We start from the raw sequence: 25372 nt of genomic DNA on the forward strand, positions 1-25372 counted from the left end.
CGTCAGTGGCCGGTCAGACCCGGCGACGCTTCTTCGGGCGGCAGCCGTTGTGCGGCTGCGGGGTGACGTCCTGGATCTGCCCCACCTCGAGGCCGGTGGCCTGGAGCGAGCGGATCGCGGTCTCCCGGCCCGAACCCGGGCCCTTCACGAAGACGTCGACCTTGCGCATGCCGTGCTCCTGCGCCTTGCGGGCCGCGTTCTCGGCGGCCATCTGCGCGGCGAACGGCGTCGACTTGCGCGAGCCCTTGAACCCGACGTGGCCGGCGGAGGCCCAGCTGATCACGTTCCCGTTCGGGTCGGTGATCGACACGATCGTGTTGTTGAACGTGCTCTTGATGTGCGCAGCGCCGTGGGCGACGTTCTTCTTCTCCTTGCGGCGGACCTTCTTGGCGCCGGCCGCAGCGCGAGCCCTGGGAGGCATGAGTCTTTCCGGTTCCTAACTGACGTATGGCCTGGGAACACACGCGCAGCTCGTCGCTCCCGCCCTCACGGGTCGCTGCGACGAGCTGCTGCGCGGCTACTTCTTGCCGGCCTTCTTCTTGCCGGCGATGGTCTTGCGCGGGCCCTTGCTCGAGCGCGCGTTGGTGCGGGTGCGCTGACCGTGGACGGGCAGGCCACGACGGTGGCGCAGCCCCTGGTAGCAGCCGATCTCCACCTTGCGGCGGATGTCGGCGGCCACCTCACGGCGCAGGTCACCCTCGACGCGGAAGTGCTCGTCGATGTAGTCACGCAGCTTCAGCAGGTCCTCGTCGCCGAGGTCCTTGACGCGCAGGTCCGGGCTGACGCCCGTCGCGGCCAGGGTCTCCTTGGCGTGGGCCTTGCCGATGCCGTAGATGTAGGTGAGCGCGATCTCCATCCGCTTCTCGCGGGGCAGGTCGACGCCGGCCAGTCGTGCCATGTCTAAGAGTTCTCCCTCAGCCCTGGCGCTGCTTGTGCCGGGCGTTGTCGCAGATGACCATGACCCGGCCGTGCCGGCGGATCACCTTGCACTTGTCGCAGATCTTCTTCACCGACGGCTGGACCTTCACCGGTGCCGCCCCTCATTCCTTCTGATCAGGCCACGTGCGCGGGCTGCGGTGTGCAGTCCGCGTGGGTGGTCACTTGTAGCGGTAGACGATGCGACCGCGGGTCAGGTCGTACGGAGACAGCTCCACGACCACGCGGTCCTCGGGCAGGATGCGGATGTAGTGCTGCCGCATCTTGCCGCTGATGTGGGCGAGCACCCGGTGCCCGTTCTGCAGCTCGACCCGGAACATCGCGTTGGGCAGCGGCTCGACGACGCGACCCTCGACCTCGATGGCCCCGTCCTTCTTCGCCATGCCCGACACGGCCTCCTGACTCGATGTGCGCCCACGCCGGAACCCGGTGCGAACGCTCGGTGGTTTGCAGAACTGGTGGTGCTGACGTCCTCGCGAGGGCGCCCTGCGTCACGCGGCCACAGCACGACAACAGAGCGGCGCGAACGCCATCGGCCACTGTACCCCGCCGTTCCGCCCGTCTCCAACCCGGGCCGGGCGTGACGGGCGACGCACAGGCGTGTCAGCCGTGGACGCGGATCCCGAAGGGCGCCAGTCCCGCGACGCCGCCGTCCTCGGCCGTGAGGACCCACGGGCCCTCGGGGGTGATGGCCACCGTGTGCTCGAAGTGCGCGGCGCGCGAACCGTCCTTGGTGACGACGGTCCAGCCGTCCTCGAGCTCGGCGGTGGCCGGGTCGCCGACGGTGACCATCGGCTCGATCGCCAGGACCAGGCCCGGCACCAGCTTCGGACCACGGCCGGCGCGGCCGTAGTTGAGCACGTGCGGGTCCTGGTGCATCTCCGTGCCGATCCCGTGACCGCCGTAGTGGTCGACGATGCCGTACGGGTGCGCCTCGGCGGTGATGACCTCCTCGACCGCGTGGCTGATGTCGGTCAGCCGGCCGCCGGCGATCGCCTTGGCCAGCCCGGCCCACATCGACCGTTCCGTCACGTCGAGCAACGCGGCGTCCTCGGCCGACGGCGCCCCGACGGTCACGGTGACCGCGGAGTCGCTGTGCCAGCCGGAGAGGATCGCACCGCAGTCGATGGAGATGTTGTCGCCCTCGGCCAGCGTGCGGTCACGGCTGGGGATGCCGTGCACGATCTCGTCGTTGACCGAGGCGCAGATCGTGCCGGTGAAGCCGTGGTAGCCGAGGAAGTTCGGGATCCCGCCGTGCGAACGGATGTAGTCCTCCGCGACGGCGTCGAGCTCACCGGTGCTGACACCGGGGCGGACCGCGGCCTTCACGGCCTTGATCGCCCCGGCCGTCACCAGGCCCGAGGCCCGCATGAGCTCGATCTCCTGCGGGGTCTTGATCTGGATCATGCGTCCACTCCACTTCGCCAGCAGCGGGATGCGGGCGAGGATCCCGGTACCCCCTGCGGCACGCACAGCCTCGCGCTGCCTAGTCGTCGCTCGGCTGCGCACCGTCCGGCCGGCCGAGAGCGGCCAGGGCGCGGGCGGTGACCTCCTCGACCTCGCCGATCGCGTCGATCCGCGAGAGCAGCCCTTCCGACTCGTAGAACCCCGACAGCGGCGCGGTCTGTTCCCGGTAGACCTGCAGGCGGTGCCGGACGGTCTCGGGCTTGTCGTCGTCGCGCTGCACCCACTCGCCGTCGACGAGCATGCGGCGCCCGGACAGGCGGCGGACCAGCTCGTCCTCGTCGACGACGAGCTCGAGCACCCGGTCGAGGGACTGCCCGAGGTCGGCCAGCGAGGTGCGCAGCTGCTCGGCCTGCGGGATGGTCCGCGGGAAGCCGTCCAGGAGGAACCCTGCCTTGGCGTCGGGCTCGGCCAGGCGGTCGCTGACCATGGCGACGGTGATCTCGTCGGGCACCAGGTCACCGGCGTCCATGTAGACCTTGGCCTGCTTGCCCAGCTCGGTCTGGCCGCTGACGTTGGCGCGGAAGATGTCGCCGGTCGAGATCGCCGGGACGGCGAGCTCCCCCGCGATGATCTCGGCCTGGGTCCCCTTGCCGGCCCCCGGAGGGCCCAGCAGCACCACGCGCACTACTTCAGGAACCCTTCGTAGTTGCGCTGGTTGAGCTGCGTCTCGATCTGCTTCACCGTCTCCAACCCCACTCCGACCATGATCAGCACCGCGGTCCCGCCGAACGGGAAGTTCTGGTTCTGCCCCTGCTGCGTGATCGACAGGAACAGGTTCGGCAAGACTGCCACGAGGCCCAGGTAGATCGAGCCGGGGAGGGTGATCCGCGAGAGGACGTACTGCAGGTACTCGGCGGTGGGCCGGCCGGGACGGATGCCGGGGATGAAGCCGCCGTAGCGCTTCATGTCGTCGGCCCGCTCCTCCGGGTTGAACGTGATCGACACGTAGAAGTACGTGAAGAACACGATCAGGCCGAAGTACAGCAGGATGTGGACGACGCTGCTCTGGTCGATGACGTACTGCTCGAAGAACCGCCGGATCGGCCCGGTGTCGTTGCCCTGCAGCTGCGTGATCAGCTGCGGCAGGTACAGCAGCGACGAGGCGAAGATGACCGGGATGACGCCGGCCTGGTTCACCTTCAGCGGCAGGTAGGTCGAGGTCCCGCCGTACATGCGTCTACCGACCATGCGCTTGGCGTACTGCACGGGGATGCGGCGCTGCGCCTGTTCGACGTAGACCACCGATCCGATGACCAGCAGGGCCAGCAGGCAGATCAGGACGAAGACCAGGACGCCACGGCTGGTGAGGATCGAGCCGCCCTCGGCCGGGATGCGGGCCGCGATCGAGGTGAAGATCAGCACGGACATGCCGTTGCCGATCCCCTTCTCGGTGAGCAGCTCACCGAGCCACATGATCACCGCGGTGCCGGCGGTCAGCGAGACCACCAGGACCACCGTCGTCCAGACCGAGTCGGACGGGATGATGTCCTGGTTGCAGTTCGGGAAGAGCTGGCCGCTGCGGGCCAGGGCGATGATCCCGGTGCTCTGCAGGATCGCCAGGGCGATGGTCAGGTAGCGGGTGTACTGGGTCAGCTTCTGCTGGCCCGACTGCCCTTCCTTCTTCAGCTGCTCGAAGCGCGGGATCACCACGACCAGCAGCTGGATGATGATGCTGGCGGTGATGTACGGCATGATGCCGAGCGCGAACACCGACAGGCGCAGCAGCGCACCGCCGGAGAACAGGTTCACCAGCGAGTACACGTCCCGCTGGGCGCCGGCGTTGGCCTGGTCGAGGCAGGTGTTGATCGCCTGCACCGACACACCCGGGCCGGGAACGCTCGCTCCCAGGCGGTAGATGGCGATCATCGCCAGGGAGAACAACAGCTTGCGCCGGAGATCTGGCGTCCGGAACGCCGCGGCGAACGCCTGCAGCACGTGCCCTCCCCTGCTCGGTCGGATCGAGGTTAGCAATCGACCCGCCATCCGTACGGGAGGGCGGGCAGCCGACGACCCCCGGGGCCTCACGGGCCCCGGGGGTCATCGTCGCGTCAGATGCGGGTGGTGCTGCCCCCGGCCGCGCTGATCTTCTCGGCCGCGGACGACGAGAACGCGTGCGCGTGCACGTGCACCTCGATGCCGCCCAGGTCGCCGGTGCCCAGCACCTTGACCGGCTGGCCGCGGCGGACCGCGCCGGCCTCGGCCAGGCTGTCGGGGTTGATCGAACCGCCCTTGGGGAACAGCGCGGCGATCCGGTCGAGGTTGACGACCTGGAAGACGACCTTGTTCGGGTTCTTGAAGCCGGACAGCTTGGGCAGGCGCATGTGCAGCGGCGTCTGGCCGCCCTCGAAGCGGGCGGAGACGTTGCCGCGGGCGCCGGAGCCCTTGGTGCCGCGACCGGCGGTCTTGCCCTTGGAGCCCTCACCGCGACCCACGCGGGTCTTCGGGGTGTGGGCGCCCTTGGCAGGACGCAGGTGGTGGACCTTGAGAGTCATTGTCGAGTCCTAGCTCAGATCTCTTCGACGGTGACCAGGTGCGGCACCGTCGCGACCATCCCGCGGATCTCGGGACGGTCCTCCTGCACGACCGAGTCGTTGATCCGCTTCAGGCCCAGGGACCGCAGCGTCTGCCGCTGGTTGGGCTTGGTGCCGATCGCCGACCGGATCTGGGTAACCTTGATCTGCGCCATGTCAGACCCCCTGACCCGCACGGGCCCGCAGCATGGCGGCCGGGGCGACGTCCTCGAGCGGCAGACCGCGGCGGGCCGCGATCTCCTCGGGGCGGACGAGGTCCTTCAGCGCCTGCATGGTCGCGTGCACGATGTTGATCGGGTTCGAGGAGCCCAGGCTCTTGGAGAGCACATCGTGGATGCCCGCGCACTCCAGGACGGCGCGCACCGGGCCACCGGCGATGACACCGGTACCGGGGCTGGCCGGCTTCAGCAGGACGACGCCGGCAGCGGCCTCACCCTGCACCGGGTGCGGGATCGTGCTGGCGATCCGGGGCACGCGGTAGAAGTGCTTCTTGGCCTCCTCGACACCCTTGGCGATCGCCGCGGGCACCTCCTTGGCCTTGCCGTAGCCGACACCCACGGTGCCGTCACCGTCGCCGACGACGACCAGCGCGGTGAAGCTGAAGCGCCGGCCACCCTTGACGACCTTCGACACGCGGTTGATGGCGACCACGCGCTCGATGTAGTTGCTCTTCTCGGCGGGCGCGCCTCCCTGGCCCCGCCCGCCGTCACGACGGTCGCGGCGGTCGTTACCGCCGCCGGCGCCGCCGCCGCGTCGCTGTGGTCCTGGCATCAGACGTCCCTCTCGATCAGTTCAGTAGTCATCAGAAGTCGAGCCCACCCTCGCGGGCACCGTCGGCCAGCGCGGCGATCCGCCCGGCGTACCGGTTGCCGCCGCGGTCGAACACGACGGCGGTGATCCCGGCGGCCTTGGCCCGCTCGGCGATCTGCGCCCCGACCTGGCGGGCGAGGGCCGACTTGTCGCCGTCGGCGTCCCGCAGGCCCATGGTCGACGCGCTGACCAGCGTGCGGCCGACGGTGTCGTCCACGACCTGCACGTGGATGTGCCGCGACGTGCGGTTGACCACGAGACGGGGCCGCTCCGCCGTGCCGTTGACCCGCTTGCGCAGCCGGGTGTGCCGACGCAGCCGCGAGACGCGGCGCGCGGTGCTGATGTCGGTGCCGACGGGCTTGTGCACCCGCGCGGACTTCTCTGCCTGAGCCATCACTTACCCGTCTTCCCGACCTTGCGCTTCACGACCTCGCCCTGGTACCGCACGCCCTTGCCCTTGTACGGGTCGGGCTTGCGGAGCTTGCGGATCTTGGCCGCGACCTCGCCCACCTGCTGCTTGTCGATGCCCTCGACGCGGAAGCGGGTGGGGGCCTCGACCGCGAAGGTGATCCCCTCAGGGGCCTTCACCGGCACCGGGTGGCTGAAGCCCAGCGCGAACTCCAGGTCCGAACCACGGGCCTGGACGCGGTAACCGACGCCGACGATCTCCAGGGTCTTGCTGTAGCCCTGGGTGACGCCGGTGATCATGTTGGCGATCAGCGTCCGCGACAGCCCGTGCAGGGCGCGGCTCTGCCGCTCGTCGTCGGGCCGCTGCACCTGCAGGGTGCCGTCGTCGGCGCGCTCGACCGTGATGGGCGCGGCGACGGTGTGCGACAGCGTCCCCTTCGGGCCCTTCACGTTGACCGTCGAACCGTCGATGGTGACGTCGACGCCGCTGGGCACCGGAATCGGGAGTCGTCCGATCCGTGACATCTTCGCTCGCTCCTCTTACCAGACGTAGGCGAGGACTTCCCCGCCCACGCCTTTCTTGGTCGCCTGCTTGTCGGTCAGCAGCCCCTGCGAGGTGGAGATGATCGCCACCCCGAGACCGCCGAGCACCTTGGGCAGGGAGTTCGACTTGGCGTAGACCCGCAGGCCCGGCTTGGAGACCCGGCGGACGCCGGCGATGCTCCGCTCGCGGTTCGGGCCGTACTTCAGGTCGACGACGAGCTCCTTGCGGACAGCGCCGTCCTTCTCGACCTCGGCGACGCGCCAGCCGGCGATGTAGCCCTCCTGCTGGAGGATCTCGGCGATGTGCGTCTTGAGCTTCGACGACGGCATGGTCGCCGAGTCGTGGTAGGCCGAGTTCGCGTTGCGGATCCGCGTCAGGAAGTCCGCGATCGGGTCGGTCATCGTCATGTCAGGTGGTGCCTCTCTCGCCGCGGTTCCTCATGCGCTGGGTCCTCGGAGACTTGGCGCGTGGGCCTCTCGGCGATCAGTGGTGCGGGATGGGGGGTGCTTACCAGCTCGACTTGCTCACGCCGGGCAGCTCGCCGGCGTGGGCCATCTCCCGCAGGCAGATCCGGCACAGGCCGAACTTGCGGAAGACCGCGTGCGGGCGACCGCAGCGCTGGCAGCGGGTGTAGCCGCGGACCGCGAACTTCGGCTTGCGGGCCGCCTTGTTGATCAGAGCCTTCTTGGCCATCTCGTCTCCTGCCCCGGCTCAGCGGGTCGTGTTCACGACGGTCTGCCCGGCGAAGGGGAACCCGAGCCGGCGGAGCAGCTCGCGACCCTCCTCGTCGGTCGTGGCGGTGGTGACCAGCGTGATGTCCATGCCACGCGGCCGGTCGATCTTGTCGACGTCGATCTCGCGGAACATCGACTGCTCGGTCAGCCCGAACGTGTAGTTGCCGTGGCCGTCGAACTGCTTGGCGTTCAGGCCACGGAAGTCGCGGATGCGGGGCAGCGCGAGCGCCAGCAGGCGGTCGAGGAACTCCCACATGCGGTCACCGCGGAGGGTGACCTTGGCGCCGATCGGCATGCCCTCGCGCAGCTTGAACTGCGCGATGGACTTGCGGGCGCGGACGACGGCCGGCTTCTGGCCGGTGATGGCGGTCAGGTCGCGGACGGCGCCGTCCATCAGCTTCGCGTCGCGGGTGGCCTCGCCGACGCCCATGTTGACGACGATCTTGGTCAGCCGCGGGATCTGCATGACGTTGGCGTAGCCGAAGTCGGACTGCAGGGCCGGCGCGATCTCCTCGCGGTAGTGGCCGAGCAGCCGGGGCAGCTCACGGGTGGGTGCGCTCATGGTTCTCAGAGGTCCTTACCGGTGCGCCGCGAGACCCGGATCGTGCGGCCTTCCTCGTCCTTGCGGTAACCGACCCGGGTCGGCTTGTCCTCGGAGTCGATCACCATCACGTTGCTCACGTGGATGGGCGCCTCCTGCGTGACGATCCCGCCCTGCTGCGCGCCCCGCTGGCTGGTGCTGATCCGGGTGTGCTTCTTGACCCGGCCCACACCCTCGACGAGCACCTTCTGCGTCTGCGGGTAGGCGGCGATGACCCGCCCCTTGGCGCCCTTGTCCTTGCCGGACAGCACCAGGACGGTGTCGCCCTTCTTCACCTTCATCGACGGCGCCTTCGCGCGACTGGTCGCCGACTTCTGCTTCTGGGTCGCCATGGTCACAACACCTCCGGGGCGAGCGAGATGATCCGCATGAACCGCTTGTCGCGGAGCTCTCGGCCGACGGGGCCGAAGATGCGCGTGCCGCGCGGGTCGCCGCTGTCGCGGATGATGACCGCGGCGTTCTCGTCGAAGCGGATGTAGGAACCGTCGGGACGACGGCGCTCCTTCACCGTGCGGACGACGACGGCCTTGACCACGTCACCCCGCTTGACCCCGGCACCGGGCAGCGCGTCCTTCACGGTGGCGACGATGACGTCGCCGATGCCCGCGTAGCGTCGCCCGGAACCGCCGAGCACCCGGATGCAGAGGATCTCCTTTGCTCCGGTGTTGTCGGCGACTCGCAGTCGCGACTCCTGCTGGATCACGTCCCTACTCCTATGTCTTCGATCGTGCTCAGATGGGTGCCGCCGCCTGACGGCGCGGCTCCCGACTCACGCGAGGACGGCCACGGGCTGCATGCCCGGGCCGTCCGGTCCGTGGAAGGTCGACCCTCGTGGGGGCCGACCGACCACGGTACCCGCTCGTTACTTGGCCTTCTCCAGGACCTCGACCAGCCGCCACCGCTTGGTGGCCGACAGCGGCCGGGTCTCCATGATCTGCACGCGGTCGCCGACGCCCGCGACGTTGTTCTCGTCGTGCGCCTTCAGCTTGCTCGTGCGCCGGATGACCTTGCCGTAGAGGCCGTGCTTCACGCGGTCCTCGACCTCGACGACGATGGTCTTCTCCATCTTGTCGCTGACCACGAGGCCCTCGCGGACCTTGCGGTAGCCACGGCCGGCCAGGCCGGGACCCGTGGCGGTGGCGCTGTTGGCCTCGGTCATGCCACACCCTCGTTCGGGGCGACCGACAGACCCAGCTCGCGCTCGCGCATGATCGTGTAGATCCTGGCGATGTCGCGGCGGACGGTCTGCAGCCGCCGGTTGTTGTCCAGCTGGCCGGTGGCCACCTGGAAACGCAGGTTGAACAGCTCTTCCTTGTGCTCGCGCAGACGCGCGGCGAGCTCGTCAGCCGAGAGCTCGCGCAGCTCCGGAGCAGTCAGACCGGCAGCCATCACACCTCTCCTTCACGCGTGATGAAGCGGCACTTCATGGGCAGCTTGTGGATCGCACGCCGCATGGCCTCGCGGGCCACCGGCTCGGCGACACCCGACAGCTCGAACATGACGCGGCCGGGCTTGACGTTGGCGACCCACCACTCGGGCGAACCCTTGCCGGAACCCATGCGGGTCTCGGCCGGCTTCTTGGTGAGCGGCCGGTCCGGGTAGACCGTGATCCACACCTTGCCGCCACGGCGGATGTGCCGGGTCATGGCGATACGGGCGGACTCGATCTGCCGGTTGGTCACGTACGCCGGCTCGAGGGCCTGGATGGCGTACTCGCCGAAGTTGATCGAGGTACCGCCCTTGGCGGCACCCGACCGGCTCGGGTGGTGCTGCTTGCGGTGCTTGACCCGCCGAGGGATCAGCATGATCAGGCCTCCGTGGTTTCCGTGGTCTCGGCGGCGGCCTCCGCGGTCTCGACACCCTGCGTGCCGGCGGCCTCGGCCACCGACTCGGCGAGCGGCGCCTCGACGGCGGGCCCGGTCGCCGGGGTCTCGACGACCGGCTCGGCCGGCGCCTCGGCGGCCGCGCGGCCGGCCTCGGTCCCGCCGGCGGTGGTGCCGGTGGAGCCCGAGCGGCGCGGACGCTGCTGGCGCTCGCGGCGCTGCTGCCGGGCGGCGAGGGCCTCGAGGGCCTCGCGCTCGGCACGGGAGCCGCTCACGTCGCCCTTGTAGATCCAGACCTTGACACCGATGCGACCGAAGGTGGTCCGGGCCTCGTACAGGCCGTAGTCGATGTTCGCGCGCAGCGTGTGCAGCGGCACACGACCCTCGCGGTAGAACTCCGACCGGCTCATCTCCGTGCCGCCGAGGCGGCCGGAGCACTGCACCCGGATGCCCTTGACCTGCGGGCTGCGCTGCGCGGACTGCATCGCCTTGCGCATGGCACGGCGGAAGCTGACGCGGCTGGAGAGCTGCTCGGCGACCGCCTGGGCGACCAGCTGGGCGTCGGCCTCGGGGTTCTTCACCTCGAGGATGTTCAGCTGCACCTGCTTGCCGGTGAGCTTCTCCAGCTCGCCGCGGATGCGGTCGGCCTCCGCGCCGCGACGGCCGATGACGATGCCCGGCCGGGCGGTGTGGATGTCGACGCGGACGCGGTCACGGGTGCGCTCGATCTCCACCTTGGAGATGCCGGCCCGCTCCATGCCCTTGCTCATGAGCTTGCGGATGGCCACGTCTTCCTTGACGTAGTCCTTGTACAGCTTGTCGGCGTACCACCGGGACTTGTAGTCCGTGGTGATGCCGAGCCGGAACCCGTGCGGGTTGACCTTCTGACCCACTAGCGGGTCCCTCCTCGGTTGCTCCTACGAGCGGTCTGCTGGGTGGCCGGGCCGGACTGGCCCGTCTCCCGCCGCGCCTTGCGCGACTTGGAGGCCAGCTCCTGGCTGACGGTCACCTCGCTCACCTCGACGGTGATGTGGCTGGTCCGCTTGTTGATGCGGTACGCGCGCCCCTGGGCACGCGGGCGGATCCGCTTCATCGTGGGGCCCTCGTCGACGTACGCCGCGCTGATCACCAGCGCCTCGGGGTCGAGGCGCAGGTTGTGCTCGGCGTTGGCCACCGCGCTGGCGACGACCTTGGCGACCGGCTCGCTGGCCGACTGCGGCGCGAAGCGCAGCAGGGCCAGGGCCTCGTCGGCGGGCAGGTAGCGGATGAGGTCCACCACCCGGCGGGCCTTCATCGGGGTCACGCGGACGAACCGGGCAGTCGCCCGGGCGGCCGGTGCCTCCTGTCCCAACTGGGAAGTCATGGTGATCTCTCTCTACCTCAGCCGCGCCGCGACCGGCGGTCGTCCTTGACGTGCCCACGGAACGTGCGGGTGGGCGCGAACTCGCCGAGCTTGTGCCCGACCATCGCCTCGGTCACGAAGACCGGGACGTGCTTGCGGCCGTCGTGCACGGCGATCGTGTGCCCGAGCATGTCGGGGATGATCGTCGAGCGCCGCGACCAGGTGCGGATGACGGTCTTGGTGCCCTTTTCGTTCTGGACGTCCACCTTCTTGAGCAGGTGGTCGTCGACGAACGGGCCCTTCTTCAGGCTGCGTGGCATATCTGTCGGACTCCTCTACCCGCTCAGCGCTTCTTGCCGGTGCGCCGGCGGCGCACGATCAGGGCGTCGGAGGCCTTGCGCTTGCGCGTGCGGCCCTCGGGCTTGCCCTTGGGGTTGACCGGGTGACGACCACCGGAGGTCTTCCCCTCACCACCGCCGTGCGGGTGGTCCACCGGGTTCATGGCCACACCGCGGACGGTCGGGCGCTTGCCCTTCCACCGCATCCGGCCGGCCTTGCCCCAGTTGATGTTCGACTGCTCGGCGTTGCCCACCTCGCCGACGGTGGCGCGGCAGCGCACGTCGACGTTGCGGATCTCGCCCGACGGCATGCGCAGCTGCGCCAGCCGGCCCTCGCGGGCGACGAGCTGGACGCTGGTCCCGGCCGAACGGGCGATCTTCGCCCCGCCGCCCGGTCGCAGCTCGATGGCATGAACAACGGTGCCGACCGGGATGTTCCGCAGCGGCAGGTTGTTGCCCGGCTTGATGTCGGCCGAGGGGCCGCACTCGACGGTGTCGCCCTGCTGGAGCCGCGCCGGCGCCAGGATGTAGCGCTTCTCGCCGTCGGCGAAGTGCAGCAGCGCGATCCGCGAGGTGCGGTTCGGGTCGTACTCGATGTGCGCGACCTTGGCCGGCACGCCGTCCTTGTCGGCCCGGCGGAAGTCGATCACCCGGTAGGCGCGCTTGTGCCCGCCGCCCTGGTGCCGCGCGGTCACCTTGCCGTGGACGTTGCGCCCACCGCGGCCGTGCAGCGGCCGGACCAGCGACTTCTCCGGGTGGTCACGGGTGACCTCGGCGAAGTCGGCGACGCTGGAGCCACGGCGGCCCGGCGTCGTCGGCTTGTACTTGCGGATAGCCATCTGACTATGTCCCTTGTCTTATCGTCGCCCGCCGCCGTCAGGCGCCGGGACCGCCGAAGATCTCGATGCGGTCGCCGGGGGCGAGCGACACGATGGCGCGCTTGGTGTCCTTGCGCTTGCCCATCCGGGTGCCCCGGCTGCGCTTGCGCTTGCCCTGGCGGTTGATCGTGTTGACGCCGAGCACCTTCACGTTGAAGACCTGCTCGACAGCGATCTTGATCTGCGTCTTGTTGGCCTCGGGCAGGACGACGAACGTGTACTGGTTCTCGTCCAGCAGCCCGTAGCTCTTCTCCGAGATGACCGGGGCGAGCAGGACGTCCCGGGGGTCGCGGACGGTCATGCCTTCTCCTCGGTGTCGTCGGACGGCGCGGTCGCGTCGGCGCCGGCGTTGGCGACCTCGGCCTGCTCGGCCGGGGCCTTGGCGGCCTCGTCGGCGGTGGCCGGGGCGGCGTCGTCGGCCGTGGCGGCCGCCTTCTTCGCCGGAGCCTTCTTCGCCGGGGCCTTCTTGGCGGCCGGGGCCGCCTCGGCCGGCGTCTCGGCCACGTCGAGGTCGGTGGTGCCCTCGCCCTCGATCGACGGGATCGCGCCCGGGATGTGCGGGGTGGTGAGGTCGGGCTTGTCGACCGCCGCGGTCTGCCGGCCACCGACGAACTCGGCCAGCGCGTCCTCGGTGAAGATCACGTCGTCGGCGTTGAGCACGTCGTAGGTGTTCAGCTGACCGGCCTCGAGCAGGTGCACGCGCGGCTCGTTGCGCAGGCTCACCCAGTTGAGGGCGTCGTCGTGGCCGAGCACGACCAGCACCTTCTTGGCCTGGGTCACCGCGTCGAGCGTGGCCAGGGCCGCCTTGGTCTTCGGGCTGTCGCCGTCGACGAAGGTGGTGACCACGTGCACGCGGTCCTCGCGCGCCCGGTCGGAGAGGGCACCGCGCAGGGCGGCGGCCTTCATCTTCTTGGGCGTCCGCTGCGAGTAGTCGCGCGGCTGCGGGCCGTGGACCGTGCCACCGCCGGTGAACTGCGGCGCGCGGGTCGAGCCCTGGCGGGCACGACCGGTGCCCTTCTGCCGGTACGGCTTGGCGCCACCGCCGCTGACCTTGCCGCGGGTCTTGGTGGCGTGCGTGCCCTGGCGGGCGGCGGCCAGCTGGGCCACGACCACCTGGTGCATGAGCGACACGTTCGCCGACGCGTCGAACAGCGCGCCGGGCAGCGTCACGGAGCCGGAGGTCTCCCCCGCCGGCGTCCGGACGTCGACCTGGCGGTCGGTCCGGGCCGCGTTGGCCTCTGAGTTGATGGCCGTCGTCACTTCTCACTCCCCACGGGGCCGCCCTTGACGGCCGAACGGACGAGCACGAGGCCGCCCTTCGGACCCGGGATGGCGCCCTTGATCAGCAGCAGACCGCGCTCGGTGTCGACCTTGTGCAGGACGAGCGAGAGCGTCGTGGTCTTCACCGCGCCCATGCGGCCGGCCATCTTCAGGCCCTTGAAGACGCGCGCCGGCGTCGAGGCCCCACCGATCGAACCCGGCGACCGGTGCTTGCGCTGGGTGCCGTGCGCGGCGCCGAGGCCCTTGAAGCCGTGCCGCTTCATGACGCCGGCGGTGCCCTTGCCCTTGCTGGTGCCGATCACGTCGACCTTGGTCACGCCGTCGAACACCTCGGCGGTCAGCTCCTGGCCGACCTCGTAGGTGGAGGCGTCCTCGGTGCGCAGCTCGACCAGGTGCCGCCGGGGCGTCACGCCCGCCTTGGCGAAGTGCCCGCCCTCGGGCCTGTTCACCTTGCGCGGGTCGATCTCGCCGAACCCGAGCTGGACAGCCGAGTAGCCGTCGACGTCGGGCGTGCGCACCTGGGTGACCACGCACGGTCCGGCCTTGACGACGGTCACCGGCACGATGCGGTTGTTCTCGTCGAAGACCTGGGTCATGCCCAGCTTCTCTCCGAGGAGGCCGCGGAATGTGCTCGCCATGTCTGCTGAAAACCCTTACTGGATGTTGACGTCGACCGAGGCCGGCAGGTCGATGCGCATGAGCGCGTCGACCGTCTTCGGGGTCGGGTCGAGGATGTCGATGAGGCGCTTGTGCGTGCGCATCTCGAAGTGCTCGCGCGAGTCCTTGTACTTGTGCGGCGAGCGGATGACGCAGTACACGTTCTTCTCCGTCGGCAGCGGCACCGGGCCGACGACGCGCGCACCGGTCTTGGTCACCGTGTCGACGATGCGCCGCGCCGAGGCGTCGATCGCCTCGTGGTCGTAGGCCTTCAGCCGGATGCGGATCTTCTGTCCCGCCATCGCTGTTCTTCGCTCCTGCCGATCGGGTGTTTCAGGTCTGGGTGGGTCGGTTGCGACCCGGGAGACGGGCGGCGACCGGTGGGCCGCCGCCCGTCTGCGGGGACTTACTTGAGGATCTTGGTGACGCGGCCGGCGCCGACGGTGCGGCCACCCTCACGGATGGCGAACCGCAGGCCCTCCTCCATGGCGATCGGCTGGATCAGCTCGACCGTCATCTCGGTGTTGTCGCCGGGCATGACCATCTCGGTGCCGGCGGGCAGGGTCACGACGCCCGTCACGTCCGTCGTCCGGAAGTAGAACTGCGGACGGTAGTTGTTGAAGAACGGCGTGTGCCGGCCACCCTCGTCCTTCGAGAGGATGTAGACCGAACCCTCGAAGTTCGTGTGCGGGGTGATCGAACCCGGCTTCACCACGACCTGGCCGCGCTCGACGTCCTCGCGCTTGATGCCGCGGAGCAGGAGGCCGACGTTGTCACCGGCCTGGCCCTGGTCGAGCAGCTTGCGGAACATCTCGACACCGGTGACGGTGGTCTTGGTCGAGGTCGGGCGGATGCCGACGATCTCGACCTCCTCCGACACCTTGACGATGCCGCGCTCGACGCGACCGGTCACGACGGTGCCACGACCGGTGATCGTGAAGACGTCCTCGACGGGCATGAGGAACGGCTTGTCGATCTCGCGCTCGGGCTCGGGGATCGCCGTGTCGACGGCGTTCATGAGCTCCATGAGCTTGTCGCCCCACTCCTTGTCGCCCTCGAGGGCCTTCAGAGCGGACACGCGGACCACGGGGACGTCGTCGCCCGGGAACTCGTACTCGGAGAGCAGCTCGCGGACCTCGAGCTCGACGAGCTCCAGGATCTCCTCGTCGTCGACCATGTCGGCCTTGTTGAGCGCGACGACGATGTAGGGGACGCCGACCTGGCGGGCCAGGAGGACGTGCTCCTTCGTCTGCGGCATCGGGCCGTCGGTCGCCGCGACCACCAGGATCGCGCCGTCCATCTGCGCCGCACCGGTGATCATGTTCTTGATGTAGTCGGCGTGACCGGGGCAGTCGACGTGCGCGTAGTGCCGGTTCTCGGTCTGGTACTCGACGTGCGCGATCGAGATCGTGATCCCGCGGGCCTTCTCCTCGGGCGCCTTGTCGATCTGGTCGAAGGCCGACGCCTCGTTGAGGTCCGGGTACTTGTCGTGCAGGACCTTGGTGATCGCCGCGGTGAGCGTCGTCTTGCCGTGGTCGATGTGCCCGATCGTGCCGATGTTGACGTGCGGCTTGGTCCGCTCGAACTTGGCCTTGGCCACTGGATTCCTCTCCTCGTGGTGACGCAGGTAGTGCGTGCTCTAGGGGTGGGCTGTGCTCGGGTGACAGCGGGCGGGCTGCCCGCCGTCCGCGTTACTCGCCGGTGGCCTTGGCGATGATCTCCTTGGCCACGTTCTGCGGAACCTCGGCGTACGAGTCGAACACCATGGTGTAGCTCGCCCGCCCCTGGGTGCGGCTGCGCAGGTCGCCCACGTAGCCGAACATCTCCGAGAGCGGGACAAGGGCCCGGACGACGCGGGCGCCGGAGCGCTCCTCCATCGCCTGGATGATCCCGCGCCGGGAGTTCAGGTCGCCGATGACGTCACCCATGTAGTCCTCGGGCGTGACGACCTCGACGGCCATGAGCGGCTCGAGCAGGGCCGGGTCGGCCTTGCGCGCGGCCTCCTTGAAGACCATCGAGCCGGCGATCTTGAAGGCCATCTCCGAGGAGTCGACCTCGTGGTACTGGCCGTCGACCAGGGTCGCCTTGACGCCCACGACCGGGTAGCCGGCGAGGATGCCGTACTGCATGGCGTCCTGGATGCCGTGGTCGACCGAGGGGATGTACTCCTTCGGCACGCGACCACCGGTGACGGCGTTCTCGAACTCGTAGGTCGCCGAGTCGGCGCTGATGGGCAGCGGCTCCAGGCTGACCTGGACCTTGGCGAACTGGCCGGACCCACCCGTCTGCTTCTTGTGGGTGTAGTCGTACTTCTCGACCGCGCGACGGATGGTCTCGCGGTAGGCCACCTGGGGCTTGCCCACGTTGGCCTCGACGTTGAACTCCCGCCGCATGCGGTCGACCAGGATCTCCAGGTGCAGCTCGCCCATGCCGGAGATGACCGTCTGACCGGTCTCCTCGTCGAGGCGGACCTGGAAGGTCGGGTCCTCCTCGGCCAGCTTCTGGATGGCCGTGCCGAGCTTCTCCTGGTCGCTCTTGGTCTTCGGCTCGATCGCGACCGAGATGACCGGGGCCGGGAAGGTCATCGACTCCAGGATCACCGGCTTCTGCGGGTCGGACAGGGTGTCCCCGGTCGTCGTCTGCTTCAGGCCGTTGACCGCCACGATCTGACCGGCGCCCACGCCCGCGCGCTCTTCGCGCTTGTTGGCGTGCATCTGGTAGATCTTGCCGACCCGCTCCTTGCGGTCCTTCGTGCTGTTGAGCACGGGCGAACCCGCGTCCAGCCGGCCCGAGTACACGCGGATGTAGGTCAGCTTGCCGAGGTGCTGGTCGGTCTGGATCTTGAAGGCCAGCGCGGAGAACGGCTCGTTCTCGTCGGCGTGCCGGACGACCTCGGTCTCACCGTCGAGCGCGGTGCCGACGATCGACTCGATGTCCAGCGGGCTGGGCAGGTAGTCGACGACCGCGTCGAGCAGGGGCTGCACGCCCTTGTTCTTGAACGCGGTGCCGGTGAGAACCGGGTTGATCTGACCGGCGATCGTCGCCTTGCGCAGGGCGGCCTTGATCTGCTCGACGGTGAGCTCCTCGCCGCCGAGGTAGGCCTCCATGACCGCGTCGTCGGTCTCGGCGACGGCCTCGAGCAGCTTCTCGCGGTACTCGGCGGCCTGGTCGGCGAGCTCGGCCGGGATCTCCTCGATGGAGTAGTCCTCGCCCATCTGCGTCTCGCCGCGCCAGGTCAGCGCACGCATGCCGACCAGGTCGACGACGCCGATGAAGTCGGCCTCGGCACCGATGGGCAGCTGCAGCACGACGGGGTTGGCGCCGAGCCGCTCGACCATCATGTCCACGCAGCGGAAGAAGTCCGCGCCGGTGCGGTCGAGCTTGTTGACGAAGCACATGCGCGGGACGCCGTACTTCTCCGCCTGCCGCCAGACCTGCTCGGTCTGCGGCTCCACGCCGGCGACGCCGTCGTAGACCGCCACGGCACCGTCGAGCACCCGCAGGGACCGCTCCACCTCGACGGTGAAGTCGACGTGCCCGGGGGTGTCGATGATGTTGATGTCGTGGCCGTTCCACGTGCACTTCGTCGCGGCCGACGTGATGGTGATGCCGCGCTCCTGCTCCTGCTCCATCCAGTCCATCGTGGCGGCGCCGTCGTGGACCTCACCGATCTTGTAGTTGATACCGGTGTAGAAGAGGATGCGCTCGGTCGTCGTGGTCTTGCCGGCGTCGATGTGCGCCATGATCCCGATGTTGCGGGTCTTGGCGAGCTGGGCCTGGGTGTCGGCCATGTCCTTACTCCTCTTGCTGTCAGTCCACGTGCGGGTTGTCCGTGCGCGGGTGCCGGGGTTCGCCCGGCTCTCCCGCTCGCAGCGGGCGCCGCTGGACCTGCGTCACCAGCGGTAGTGCGCGAAGGCCTTGTTCGACTCGGCCATCTTGTGGGTGTCCTCGCGGCGCTTGACCGCGGCACCCAGACCGTTGCTCGCGTCGAGCAGCTCGTTCATCAGACGCTCGGTCATCGTCTTCTCCCGGCGGGCGCGGCTGTACTGGATCAGCCAGCGCAGGCCCAGGGTGGTGCTGCGCGAGGCGCGCACCTCGACCGGCACCTGGTAGGTCGCACCACCGACGCGGCGGCTGCGGACCTCGAGAGCCGGCTTGACGTTGTCCAGCGCGCGCTTGAGCGTGACGACCGGGTCGGTGTCGGTCTTCGCCCGGGCGCCCTCGAGGGCGCCGTAGACGATCGCCTCGGCGACCGAGCGCTTGCCGTCGACCAGGACCTTGTTGATCAGCTGGGTGACCAGCGGCGACTGGTAGACCGGGTCGGCGACGAGCGGACGACGGGGAGCGGGTCCCTTGCGGGGCATGTCAGCTCTTCTCCTTCTTCGCGCCGTACCGGCTGCGAGCCTGCTTGCGGTTGCGGACGCCCTGGGTGTCCAGCGAGCCGCGGATGATCTTGTAGCGCACGCCCGGGAGGTCCTTCACACGACCGCCGCGCACGAGCACCATCGAGTGCTCCTGCAGGTTGTGGCCGACACCGGGGATGTAGGCGGTGACCTCGATGCCGCTCGTGAGGCGGACGCGAGCGACCTTGCGCAGCGCCGAGTTCGGCTTCTTCGGCGTCGTCGTGTAGACGCGGGTGCACACCCCGCGGCGCTGAGGGGAACCCTTCAACGCCGGGGTCTTGGTCTTCTCGACCTTGTCCTCGCGGCCCTTGCGGACCAGCTGGTTGATCGTGGGCATGGGTGGCCTGGATCTCCTACCTGCGCTGGGTCGTGCTCTGAAGTCTGTTGCTGTGCTGTCGTGCTCGGTGGTGCCGGCCCTGCTCGGGCCTTCCGGCCCAGGTCGCCAGCCACCGTCCGGCCCACGCGGTCGGGCGTGTCGCCCTCCCCCGGGACCGGCCGCTGTCGACGGACCGGACTCGGTCGCCCCTCGCGACTCGGCGCCACGCCCCCCGGCCTCGACCGGGAGGACCCCGGTGTCCTTCCGGACACCCAGGCGCACCGCGAACGGGAGCAGGCCCAGGGCACCCTGGGCACGGCTGACCACGATACCCGCGGCGAAGTGGCCGGTGCAAACCGGGTCCCCATGTCGATCGGGACACATGTCCGCACCCGCCGGAGCGGGGCTTCCACCGGGGCCAACACGGGACCCTCGGGGCTTCTTCCAGGGGGCTGTTCGCCCTCCGGCCGGCGCCGACAGTACCTCGTCCCTCTCCGTCACATCGGGAATCCGGCGGCGCCGGTCGGCGCCTGTCGCGCGCCCCGATACGGTCGCGGCGGGGCGGCGCCAGCGAGGGCGCCGACGACCGACAGGAGTGCGACGTGCGCATCGGCATCCAGGCCAGCTACAGCGGGGGCTTCCAGCAGACCGCCAAGGAGATCCGCGACCTCGAGGCCGCCGGTCTCGACGTGGCGCTCGTGTCCGAGGTCTACACCTTCGACGCGGTCAGCCAACTCGGCTACCTGGCCGCGGTGACCGAGCGGGTCGACCTGATGAGCGCGATCTTCCCCATCTACAGCCGCACGCCGGCACTCACCGCGATGACCGCCGCCGGGCTGGACTTCGTCTCCGACGGCCGGTTCATCCTCGGTCTGGGCGCCTCCGGGCCGCAGGTGATCGAGGGCTGGCACGGTCTACCCTACGACGCCCCGCTGCAGCGCACCCGCGAGGTGGTCGAGATCTGCCGGCAGGTGTGGCGCCGGGAGCGGCTGGAGCACCACGGCAAGAAGTACGAGATCCCGCTGCCCGCCGACCAGGGCACCGGCCTGGGCAAGCCGCTCAAGCTGATCAACACACCGGTCCGCGAGCGGGTGCCGGTCATGCTGGCCGCGCTGGGCCCGAAGAACGTCGAGCTCGCCGCGGAGATCGCCGAGCTGTGGCAGCCCATCTGGTTCCAGCCCGAGAAGTCCGGCGAGGTCTGGGGCGAGTCGCTGGCGGCGGGCAGGGCCAAGCGCGATCCCGCGCTCGGAGAGCTGCAGATCGTCGTCGGCGTCCCGGTGGCCATCGGGGACGACGTCGACGCGCTCCACGACTTCGTGCGCCCGCACCTGGCGCTCTACGTCGGCGGCATGGGCGCGCGCGGGAAGAACTTCTACAACGACCTCGCCGTCCGCTACGGCTACGAGGCCGAGGCCAAAGAGGTCCAGGACCTCTACCTGTCCGGCAAGAAGGACGAGGCCGCCGCGGCCCTGCCCGAGGAGCTGGTCCGGTCGGTGTCGCTCATCGGTCCCGAGGGCTACGTCGCCGAGCGGGTGGCCGCGTTCGCCGAGGCCGGCGTGACGACGCTGGCCCTGCAGCCCCTCGACGGCAGTCCCGAGGGCCGGCTGCGGACGGTGGAGACCATGCGCCGACTGGCGGGCTGACGTGGACGGCCCGACGATCGCCGTCCGGGGTTCCTGGACGGCGGAGGTGCCACCGGAGCTGGCCCGGGTGCACGTCTCGGTCGGCGCGCGCTCCGCGGACCGATCGCAGGCGCTGGGGTACCTGACCAGCCGGCTGAGCGAGGCCCGGGCGCTGCTGGGCGGCTACGGGGACGCGGTGGAGTCGGTGGACACCGGCCCGTTGTGGGTGCGCCCCCAGTTCAAGGACGGCGGCCGGCCGCGGGAGCGGGTGTCGGGCTACCTGGCCGGTGCGCTGGTCACCGCCACGGTCGTGGACTTCGCCGTCCTGGGTGATCTCGTGCTGCGCCTGGCCGACCGGGAGCTGGTGAGCCTGCAGGGGCCGTTCTGGGAGCTGCGGCCGGACAGCGACGCCCACCGGAGGGCGCGCACGGAGGCCGTCCGCGACGCGCGCCGTCGCGCCGAGGAGTACGCGGCGGCCGCGGGGTGCCGGCTCACCGGCCTGGTGGAGGTCGCCGACCTGGGCCTGTCCGCGCACGAGGGGATCATCGCGGCGCCGGCGGCGGCGATGTTCAGCCGCGCCGCGCGCGACAGCGTCGCCGACGATGTCTCCTTCGACGTCGAGCCGGTGCCGCAGACGGTGTCGGCGACCGTCGAGGCGCGCTTCACCTGCAGCCAGCCCGAGTTCTGAGCCGAACGCGCGGAAGGGCCCGCAGGCGCGATGCCTGCGGGCCCTTCTGCACTACGCGGGGATCAGCCGCGCCAGTCGTACTCCTCCAGGCGCACGGCCTCGCCGCTGCCCTGGCCGAAGACGTCCGGGCTGTAGTACTGCCCGTCGTCGTAGCCGGCCATGGTGTAGACGGCGGCGCGGGCCTCCTCGGTCGGCTCGACCGTGATGTTCCGGTAGCGGCTGATGCCCGTACCCGCCGGGATCAGCTTGCCGATGATCACGTTCTCCTTGAGCCCGAGCAGGCTGTCGCTCTTGCCCTGGATCGCGGCGTCGGTGAGCACCTTCGTCGTCTCCTGGAAGGAGGCCGCCGACAGCCACGACTCGGTCGCGAGCGAGGCCTTGGTGATGCCCATGAGCACCGGACGGGCCGAGGCCGGCTCGCCGCCCTCGGCGACGACACGGCGGTTCTCGGTCTCGAACAGCGTCCGCTCGACCAGCGCACCCGGCAGGAACTCCGTGGCGCCCGAGTCGATGATGGTCACCCGCTTGAGCATCTGCCGGATGATCACCTCGATGTGCTTGTCGTGGATCGACACGCCCTGGCTGCGGTAGACCTCCTGGACCTCGCGGACCAGGTGCAGCTGCACCTCGCGCGGGCCCATGATCCGCAGCACCTCGTGCGGGTCCACCGCACCCTCGGTGAGCTGCTCGCCGACCTCGACGTGCGCGCCGTCCTCGACCCGCAGCCGCGAGCGACGCGACAGCTTGTCGTAGACGACCTCGTCGGAGCCGTCGTCCGGGGTGATGGTCAGCTTGCGGAACTGCTCGCCGTCCTCGATCCGGACCGAGCCGGCCAGCTCGGCGATGGGCGCCTTGCCCTTCGGGACGCGGGCCTCGAAGAGCTCCACCACACGCGGCAGGCCGTGGGTGATGTCCTCACCCGCGACACCACCGGTGTGGAAGGTGCGCATCGTCAGCTGGGTGCCGGGCTCACCGATCGACTGGGCGGCGATGATGCCGACCGCCTCGCCGACGTCCACGAGCTTGCCGGTCGCGAGCGAACGGCCGTAGCAGGTGGCGCAGGTGCCGAGCAGCGACTCGCAGGTCAGCACGCAGCGGACCTTGACCTCGGCCACCTGGGCGTCGACCAGCTGCGCGATGAGCACGTCACCCAGGTCCTCGCCGGCCTGCGCGAGCACCGTGCCGTCCTCGGCCACCACGTCGGCGGCCAGGGCGCGGGCGTAGACGCTCGTCGCCACGTGCGGGTCACGCACGACGGTCCCGTCGACGACGGTGCCGATCGGCATGATCACGCCGCGCTCGGTGCCGCAGTCCTCCTCGCGGATGATGACGTCCTGCGAGACGTCGACCAGCCGGCGGGTGAGGTACCCGGAGTCGGCGGTCCGGAGCGCCGTGTCGGCCAGACCCTTGCGGGCACCGTGCGTGGAGATGAAGTACTCCAGCACGGACAGACCCTCCCGGAAGTTGGCCTTGATCGGCCGCGGGATGATCTCGCCCTTGGGGTTGGCGACCAGACCACGCATACCGGCGATCTGGCTGATCTGCATCATGTTGCCTCGGGCACCCGAGTTGACCATGACCCAGACCGGGTTGGTGGTCGGGAAGTTGTCCACCATCGCCTGGCTGACCTCGGCCCGCGCGCGGGTCCAGATCTCGATGAGCTCCCCACGACGCTCGGCGTCGGTGATGACGCCGCGCTCGTACTGGCGCTCGATCTTGCGCGCCTCCTCCTCGTGCCGGTCGAGGATCTCCTGCTTGGCCGGCGGGGTGACGACGTCGTCGATGGCGATCGTGACGCCCGCGCGGGTGGCCCAGTGGAAACCGGCCGCCTTGAGGGCGTCGAGGGTCGCCGCCACGTGCACCTTGGGGTAGCGCTCGGCGAGGTCGTTGACGATCGCCCCGAGCTCCTTCTTCGGCACCTGGTAGTTGACGAAGCGGTAGTCCTCGGGCAGGGCCTCGTTGAACAGCACCCGGCCGAGGCTGGTCAGCACGCGCGCCGGACCGCCCGGGGTCCAGTCCTCGGGCTGCTCCCACGGCTCGTTCGGGCCGTTGTCGACGCCGAAGACCTCGTCGAGGCGGATCGACACCCGGTCCTGGAGCCCGAGCACGCCCTTGTCGTAGGCCATGATCGCTTCCGCGGTCGAGGCGTACGAGTGCGGCTGGCCACCGTCGGTCTCCACGTCGCTGGCCACCAGGGTGGTCAGGTGGTAGAGCCCCAGCACCATGTCCTGGGTCGGCGCGGTGATCGGGCGACCGTCGGCCGGGCTCAGGATGTTGTTGCTCGACAGCATGAGGATGCGGGCCTCGGCCTGCGCCTCCGCCGACAGCGGCAGGTGGACGGCCATCTGGTCACCGTCGAAGTCCGCGTTGAAGGCGGTGCAGACGAGCGGGTGGATCTGGATGGCCTTGCCCTCGACCAGCTGCGGCTCGAAGGCCTGGATGCCGAGGCGGTGCAGCGTCGGCGCACGGTTGAGCAGCACCGGGTGCTCGGTGATGACCTCTTCCAGCACGTCCCAGACGACCGGACGGGCGCGCTCGACCATCCGCTTGGCGGACTTGATGTTCTGCGCGTGGTTGAGGTCGACCAGCCGCTTCATCACGAACGGCTTGAACAGCTCCAGCGCCATCTGCTTGGGCAGACCGCACTGGTGCAGCTTCAGCTGCGGGCCGACGACGATGACCGAACGGCCGGAGTAGTCGACGCGCTTGCCGAGCAGGTTCTGCCGGAACCGGCCCTGCTTGCCCTTGAGCAGGTCGGACAGCGACTTCAGCGGGCGGTTGCCCGGGCCGGTGACCGGCCGGCCGCGACGGCCGTTGTCGAACAGCGCGTCCACGGACTCCTGGAGCATCCGCTTCTCGTTGTTCACGATGATCTCGGGCGCGCCGAGGTCGAGCAGCCGCTTGAGCCGGTTGTTCCGGTTGATCACCCGGCGGTACAGGTCGTTCATGTCGCTGGTCGCGAAGCGGCCACCGTCGAGCTGCACCATCGGGCGCAGGTCCGGCGGGATGACCGGGACGCAGTCCAGCACCATGCCCATGGGCGAGTTGCGGGTCTGCTGGAACGCCGCGACGACCTTGAGCCGCTTGAGGGCCCGCAGCTTGCGCTGGCCCTTGCCGGTGCGGATCGTCTCGCGCAGCGAGGCGGCCTCGGCGTCGAGGTCGAAGCCGGAGAGCAGCTTCTGCAGCGCCGCGGCACCCATGCCGCCCTCGAAGTACTCACCGAAGCGGTCGCGCAGCTCGCGGTAGAGGCCCTCGTCGGCGATGAGCTGCTTGACCTCGAGCTTGCGGAAGGTGTCCATCACCTCTTCGAGGCGGTCGATCTCCCGCTGCGCCCGGTCGCGGATCTGGCGCATCTCGCGCTCGCCGCCCTCGCGCACCTTGCGGCGCACGTCGGACTTGGCACCCTCGGCCTCGAGCTCGGCCAGGTCGGCCTCGAGCTTCTGCTGGCGGGCCTCGACGTCGGCGTCGCGACGGGACTCGAGGTTGTGCTTCTCCGCGCTGATCTCGGCCTCGACGGTCGGCAGGTCGCGGTGGCGCGCCTCGTCGTCGACGGAGGTGATCATGTACGCGGCGAAGTAGATGATCTTCTCGAGGTCCTTGGGCGCCAGGTCGAGCAGGTAGCCCAGGCGCGAGGGGACGCCCTTGAAGAACCAGATGTGGGTGACCGGCGCGGCCAGCTCGATGTGGCCCATCCGCTCACGACGCACCTTGGCGCGAGTGACCTCGACGCCGCAGCGCTCGCAGATGATGCCCTTGAAGCGGACCCGCTTGTACTTGCCGCAGTAGCACTCCCAGTCCCGGGTGGGACCGAAGATCTTCTCGCAGAAGAGGCCGTCCTTCTCGGGACGGAGAGTGCGGTAGTTGATGGTCTCGGGCTTCTTCACCTCACCGTGCGACCACTGGCGGATGTCCTCGCCGGTGGCCAGCCCGATGCGGAGCTCGTCGAAGAAGTTGACGTCGAGCACTGAGTGGACCCCTTTCCCGGGGCTAGTT

General features: G+C 69.7%; 35 protein-coding genes. 2 read left to right on the forward strand and 33 right to left on the reverse strand.

Annotated features, from left to right (window positions below; all coding sequences use genetic code 11):
• Nucleotides 1-13 precede the first annotated feature (13 nt).
• From rpsK to rpsL, 32 genes are all read right to left on the reverse strand, one after another.
• On the reverse strand, nt 14-421 hold the full coding sequence (gene rpsK, locus GGQ55_RS05335) for a 30S ribosomal protein S11 (RefSeq protein ID WP_014377968.1): 408 nt from the start codon (nt 419-421) through the stop codon (nt 14-16).
• 96 nt (nt 422-517) lie between these two features.
• Nucleotides 518-898 (reverse strand): 30S ribosomal protein S13, encoded by a 381-nt coding sequence (rpsM, locus tag GGQ55_RS05340; protein ID WP_179715462.1) that lies wholly within the window; start codon nt 896-898, stop codon nt 518-520.
• A 16-nt stretch (nt 899-914) separates the two neighbouring features.
• Nucleotides 915-1028: a 50S ribosomal protein L36 gene (gene rpmJ / locus GGQ55_RS05345; protein WP_012950458.1), complete on the reverse strand. Its 114-nt coding sequence runs from the start codon at nt 1026-1028 to the stop codon at nt 915-917.
• 69 nt (nt 1029-1097) lie between these two features.
• Nucleotides 1098-1319: a translation initiation factor IF-1 gene (infA, locus tag GGQ55_RS05350; RefSeq protein WP_012950459.1), complete on the reverse strand. Its 222-nt coding sequence runs from the start codon at nt 1317-1319 to the stop codon at nt 1098-1100.
• A 220-nt stretch (nt 1320-1539) separates the two neighbouring features.
• Complete coding sequence (map, locus tag GGQ55_RS05355) at nt 1540-2343, reverse strand: type I methionyl aminopeptidase (RefSeq protein WP_179715463.1); 804 nt, start codon at nt 2341-2343, stop codon at nt 1540-1542.
• A gap of 79 nt (nt 2344-2422) precedes the next feature.
• Entirely contained in the window at nt 2423-3022 is a 600-nt protein-coding gene (locus GGQ55_RS05360) for an adenylate kinase (RefSeq protein ID WP_436277822.1), read from the reverse strand.
• A 5-nt stretch (nt 3023-3027) separates the two neighbouring features.
• Nucleotides 3028-4338 carry a preprotein translocase subunit SecY gene (secY, locus tag GGQ55_RS05365; protein WP_179715465.1) on the reverse strand — a complete coding sequence of 437 codons (1311 nt, stop codon included), beginning with the start codon at nt 4336-4338 and terminating at the stop codon, nt 3028-3030.
• Between the two features lie 113 nt (nt 4339-4451).
• Nucleotides 4452-4895 carry a 50S ribosomal protein L15 gene (gene rplO / locus GGQ55_RS05370; protein ID WP_179715466.1) on the reverse strand — a complete coding sequence of 148 codons (444 nt, stop codon included), beginning with the start codon at nt 4893-4895 and terminating at the stop codon, nt 4452-4454.
• A 14-nt stretch (nt 4896-4909) separates the two neighbouring features.
• Nucleotides 4910-5089, reverse strand: coding sequence for a 50S ribosomal protein L30 (gene rpmD, locus GGQ55_RS05375; RefSeq protein ID WP_179715467.1), 180 nt, complete (start codon nt 5087-5089; stop codon nt 4910-4912).
• Between the two features lies 1 nt (nt 5090).
• A complete protein-coding gene (rpsE, locus tag GGQ55_RS05380) occupies nt 5091-5705 on the reverse strand; it encodes a 30S ribosomal protein S5 (RefSeq protein ID WP_179715468.1) in 615 nt (204 codons plus the stop codon).
• Between the two features lie 31 nt (nt 5706-5736).
• Complete coding sequence (rplR, locus tag GGQ55_RS05385; protein WP_179715469.1) at nt 5737-6138, reverse strand: 50S ribosomal protein L18; 402 nt, start codon at nt 6136-6138, stop codon at nt 5737-5739.
• On the reverse strand, nt 6138-6677 hold the full coding sequence (gene rplF / locus GGQ55_RS05390; protein WP_179715470.1) for a 50S ribosomal protein L6: 540 nt from the start codon (nt 6675-6677) through the stop codon (nt 6138-6140). The genes rplR and rplF overlap by 1 nt, the downstream gene beginning before the upstream one ends.
• A gap of 15 nt (nt 6678-6692) precedes the next feature.
• Nucleotides 6693-7103 (reverse strand): 30S ribosomal protein S8, encoded by a 411-nt coding sequence (gene rpsH / locus GGQ55_RS05395; RefSeq protein ID WP_179715471.1) that lies wholly within the window; start codon nt 7101-7103, stop codon nt 6693-6695.
• Nucleotides 7104-7203: 100 nt separating this feature from the next.
• Nucleotides 7204-7389, reverse strand: coding sequence for a type Z 30S ribosomal protein S14 (locus GGQ55_RS05400; RefSeq protein ID WP_113838243.1), 186 nt, complete (start codon nt 7387-7389; stop codon nt 7204-7206).
• A gap of 18 nt (nt 7390-7407) precedes the next feature.
• Nucleotides 7408-7992, reverse strand: coding sequence for a 50S ribosomal protein L5 (rplE, locus tag GGQ55_RS05405; RefSeq protein WP_179715472.1), 585 nt, complete (start codon nt 7990-7992; stop codon nt 7408-7410).
• 5 nt (nt 7993-7997) lie between these two features.
• On the reverse strand, nt 7998-8363 hold the full coding sequence (gene rplX / locus GGQ55_RS05410) for a 50S ribosomal protein L24 (RefSeq protein WP_436277823.1): 366 nt from the start codon (nt 8361-8363) through the stop codon (nt 7998-8000).
• Between the two features lie 2 nt (nt 8364-8365).
• Entirely contained in the window at nt 8366-8734 is a 369-nt protein-coding gene (rplN, locus tag GGQ55_RS05415) for a 50S ribosomal protein L14 (RefSeq protein WP_012950472.1), read from the reverse strand.
• A gap of 159 nt (nt 8735-8893) precedes the next feature.
• The gene (gene rpsQ, locus GGQ55_RS05420) at nt 8894-9190 is read right to left on the reverse strand and encodes a 30S ribosomal protein S17 (protein WP_179715473.1); all 297 of its coding nucleotides are present in this window, start codon (nt 9188-9190) and stop codon (nt 8894-8896) included.
• The gene (gene rpmC / locus GGQ55_RS05425; protein ID WP_179715474.1) at nt 9187-9420 is read right to left on the reverse strand and encodes a 50S ribosomal protein L29; all 234 of its coding nucleotides are present in this window, start codon (nt 9418-9420) and stop codon (nt 9187-9189) included. The genes rpsQ and rpmC overlap by 4 nt, the downstream gene beginning before the upstream one ends.
• A complete protein-coding gene (gene rplP, locus GGQ55_RS05430; protein ID WP_179715475.1) occupies nt 9420-9836 on the reverse strand; it encodes a 50S ribosomal protein L16 in 417 nt (138 codons plus the stop codon). The genes rpmC and rplP overlap by 1 nt, the downstream gene beginning before the upstream one ends.
• 2 nt (nt 9837-9838) lie before the next feature.
• Nucleotides 9839-10747, reverse strand: a complete 909-nt coding sequence (gene rpsC, locus GGQ55_RS05435; protein WP_179715476.1) for a 30S ribosomal protein S3 — start codon at nt 10745-10747, stop codon at nt 9839-9841.
• On the reverse strand, nt 10747-11217 hold the full coding sequence (gene rplV, locus GGQ55_RS05440; RefSeq protein ID WP_179715477.1) for a 50S ribosomal protein L22: 471 nt from the start codon (nt 11215-11217) through the stop codon (nt 10747-10749). Before rplV ends, rpsC begins: the two co-directional genes overlap by 1 nt.
• Nucleotides 11218-11234: 17 nt before the next feature.
• Nucleotides 11235-11516 carry a 30S ribosomal protein S19 gene (rpsS, locus tag GGQ55_RS05445; protein ID WP_073421347.1) on the reverse strand — a complete coding sequence of 94 codons (282 nt, stop codon included), beginning with the start codon at nt 11514-11516 and terminating at the stop codon, nt 11235-11237.
• 23 nt (nt 11517-11539) lie between these two features.
• Nucleotides 11540-12373, reverse strand: a complete 834-nt coding sequence (rplB, locus tag GGQ55_RS05450) for a 50S ribosomal protein L2 (protein WP_179715478.1) — start codon at nt 12371-12373, stop codon at nt 11540-11542.
• Nucleotides 12374-12410: 37 nt separating this feature from the next.
• Entirely contained in the window at nt 12411-12713 is a 303-nt protein-coding gene (rplW, locus tag GGQ55_RS05455) for a 50S ribosomal protein L23 (protein WP_179715479.1), read from the reverse strand.
• Entirely contained in the window at nt 12710-13672 is a 963-nt protein-coding gene (rplD, locus tag GGQ55_RS26735; RefSeq protein ID WP_179715480.1) for a 50S ribosomal protein L4, read from the reverse strand. Before rplD ends, rplW begins: the two co-directional genes overlap by 4 nt.
• Nucleotides 13669-14331 carry a 50S ribosomal protein L3 gene (gene rplC, locus GGQ55_RS05465; RefSeq protein ID WP_179715481.1) on the reverse strand — a complete coding sequence of 221 codons (663 nt, stop codon included), beginning with the start codon at nt 14329-14331 and terminating at the stop codon, nt 13669-13671. The genes rplD and rplC overlap by 4 nt, the downstream gene beginning before the upstream one ends.
• Before the next feature lie 15 nt (nt 14332-14346).
• The gene (gene rpsJ, locus GGQ55_RS05470) at nt 14347-14652 is read right to left on the reverse strand and encodes a 30S ribosomal protein S10 (protein ID WP_014742859.1); all 306 of its coding nucleotides are present in this window, start codon (nt 14650-14652) and stop codon (nt 14347-14349) included.
• 104 nt (nt 14653-14756) lie between these two features.
• Nucleotides 14757-15950, reverse strand: a complete 1194-nt coding sequence (gene tuf, locus GGQ55_RS05475; protein WP_179715482.1) for an elongation factor Tu — start codon at nt 15948-15950, stop codon at nt 14757-14759.
• A gap of 91 nt (nt 15951-16041) precedes the next feature.
• Nucleotides 16042-18141 carry an elongation factor G gene (gene fusA, locus GGQ55_RS05480; RefSeq protein WP_179715483.1) on the reverse strand — a complete coding sequence of 700 codons (2100 nt, stop codon included), beginning with the start codon at nt 18139-18141 and terminating at the stop codon, nt 16042-16044.
• Between the two features lie 102 nt (nt 18142-18243).
• Complete coding sequence (gene rpsG, locus GGQ55_RS05485; protein ID WP_179715484.1) at nt 18244-18714, reverse strand: 30S ribosomal protein S7; 471 nt, start codon at nt 18712-18714, stop codon at nt 18244-18246.
• Nucleotide 18715: 1 nt separating this feature from the next.
• A complete protein-coding gene (gene rpsL / locus GGQ55_RS05490; RefSeq protein WP_012950487.1) occupies nt 18716-19090 on the reverse strand; it encodes a 30S ribosomal protein S12 in 375 nt (124 codons plus the stop codon).
• Between the two features lie 581 nt (nt 19091-19671).
• Between rpsL and GGQ55_RS05495 the strand changes: the two genes are divergently transcribed.
• Both GGQ55_RS05495 and GGQ55_RS05500 read left to right on the forward strand, forming a co-directional pair.
• Nucleotides 19672-20712 carry an LLM class F420-dependent oxidoreductase gene (locus GGQ55_RS05495; RefSeq protein ID WP_179715485.1) on the forward strand — a complete coding sequence of 347 codons (1041 nt, stop codon included), beginning with the start codon at nt 19672-19674 and terminating at the stop codon, nt 20710-20712.
• Between the two features lies 1 nt (nt 20713).
• Nucleotides 20714-21379 carry an SIMPL domain-containing protein gene (locus GGQ55_RS05500; RefSeq protein ID WP_179715486.1) on the forward strand — a complete coding sequence of 222 codons (666 nt, stop codon included), beginning with the start codon at nt 20714-20716 and terminating at the stop codon, nt 21377-21379.
• 62 nt (nt 21380-21441) lie between these two features.
• On the opposite strand, the gene GGQ55_RS05505 is transcribed toward GGQ55_RS05500, so the two are convergent.
• The gene (locus GGQ55_RS05505) at nt 21442-25344 is read right to left on the reverse strand and encodes a DNA-directed RNA polymerase subunit beta' (protein ID WP_179715487.1); all 3903 of its coding nucleotides are present in this window, start codon (nt 25342-25344) and stop codon (nt 21442-21444) included.
• Between the last annotated feature and the right edge of the window lie 28 nt (nt 25345-25372).

The sequence above is a fragment of the Petropleomorpha daqingensis genome (assembly GCF_013408985.1).
GTDB classification, from domain to species: domain Bacteria; phylum Actinomycetota; class Actinomycetes; order Mycobacteriales; family Geodermatophilaceae; genus Petropleomorpha; species Petropleomorpha daqingensis.

What these genes read in the sequence shown, in the direction of transcription:
- rpsK (WP_014377968.1), bottom strand. Translation starts at nt 421, where the DNA reads ATGCCTCCCAGGGCTCGCGCTGCGGCCGGCGCCAAGAAGGTCCGCCGC.
- rpsM (WP_179715462.1), bottom strand. Translation starts at nt 898, where the DNA reads ATGGCACGACTGGCCGGCGTCGACCTGCCCCGCGAGAAGCGGATGGAG.
- infA (WP_012950459.1), bottom strand. Translation starts at nt 1,319, where the DNA reads ATGGCGAAGAAGGACGGGGCCATCGAGGTCGAGGGTCGCGTCGTCGAG.
- map (WP_179715463.1), bottom strand. Translation starts at nt 2,343, where the DNA reads ATGATCCAGATCAAGACCCCGCAGGAGATCGAGCTCATGCGGGCCTCG.
- rplO (WP_179715466.1), bottom strand. Translation starts at nt 4,895, where the DNA reads ATGACTCTCAAGGTCCACCACCTGCGTCCTGCCAAGGGCGCCCACACC.
- rpmD (WP_179715467.1), bottom strand. Translation starts at nt 5,089, where the DNA reads ATGGCGCAGATCAAGGTTACCCAGATCCGGTCGGCGATCGGCACCAAG.
- rpsE (WP_179715468.1), bottom strand. Translation starts at nt 5,705, where the DNA reads ATGCCAGGACCACAGCGACGCGGCGGCGGCGCCGGCGGCGGTAACGAC.
- rplR (WP_179715469.1), bottom strand. Translation starts at nt 6,138, where the DNA reads ATGGCTCAGGCAGAGAAGTCCGCGCGGGTGCACAAGCCCGTCGGCACC.
- rplF (WP_179715470.1), bottom strand. Translation starts at nt 6,677, where the DNA reads ATGTCACGGATCGGACGACTCCCGATTCCGGTGCCCAGCGGCGTCGAC.
- rpsH (WP_179715471.1), bottom strand. Translation starts at nt 7,103, where the DNA reads ATGACGATGACCGACCCGATCGCGGACTTCCTGACGCGGATCCGCAAC.
- GGQ55_RS05400 (WP_113838243.1), bottom strand. Translation starts at nt 7,389, where the DNA reads ATGGCCAAGAAGGCTCTGATCAACAAGGCGGCCCGCAAGCCGAAGTTC.
- rplE (WP_179715472.1), bottom strand. Translation starts at nt 7,992, where the DNA reads ATGAGCGCACCCACCCGTGAGCTGCCCCGGCTGCTCGGCCACTACCGC.
- rplX (WP_436277823.1), bottom strand. Translation starts at nt 8,363, where the DNA reads ATGGCGACCCAGAAGCAGAAGTCGGCGACCAGTCGCGCGAAGGCGCCG.
- rpsQ (WP_179715473.1), bottom strand. Translation starts at nt 9,190, where the DNA reads ATGACCGAGGCCAACAGCGCCACCGCCACGGGTCCCGGCCTGGCCGGC.
- rpmC (WP_179715474.1), bottom strand. Translation starts at nt 9,420, where the DNA reads ATGGCTGCCGGTCTGACTGCTCCGGAGCTGCGCGAGCTCTCGGCTGAC.
- rplP (WP_179715475.1), bottom strand. Translation starts at nt 9,836, where the DNA reads ATGCTGATCCCTCGGCGGGTCAAGCACCGCAAGCAGCACCACCCGAGC.
- rplV (WP_179715477.1), bottom strand. Translation starts at nt 11,217, where the DNA reads ATGACTTCCCAGTTGGGACAGGAGGCACCGGCCGCCCGGGCGACTGCC.
- rpsS (WP_073421347.1), bottom strand. Translation starts at nt 11,516, where the DNA reads ATGCCACGCAGCCTGAAGAAGGGCCCGTTCGTCGACGACCACCTGCTC.
- rplB (WP_179715478.1), bottom strand. Translation starts at nt 12,373, where the DNA reads ATGGCTATCCGCAAGTACAAGCCGACGACGCCGGGCCGCCGTGGCTCC.
- rplW (WP_179715479.1), bottom strand. Translation starts at nt 12,713, where the DNA reads ATGACCGTCCGCGACCCCCGGGACGTCCTGCTCGCCCCGGTCATCTCG.
- rplC (WP_179715481.1), bottom strand. Translation starts at nt 14,331, where the DNA reads ATGGCGAGCACATTCCGCGGCCTCCTCGGAGAGAAGCTGGGCATGACC.
- rpsJ (WP_014742859.1), bottom strand. Translation starts at nt 14,652, where the DNA reads ATGGCGGGACAGAAGATCCGCATCCGGCTGAAGGCCTACGACCACGAG.
- fusA (WP_179715483.1), bottom strand. Translation starts at nt 18,141, where the DNA reads ATGGCCGACACCCAGGCCCAGCTCGCCAAGACCCGCAACATCGGGATC.
- rpsG (WP_179715484.1), bottom strand. Translation starts at nt 18,714, where the DNA reads ATGCCCCGCAAGGGACCCGCTCCCCGTCGTCCGCTCGTCGCCGACCCG.
- rpsL (WP_012950487.1), bottom strand. Translation starts at nt 19,090, where the DNA reads ATGCCCACGATCAACCAGCTGGTCCGCAAGGGCCGCGAGGACAAGGTC.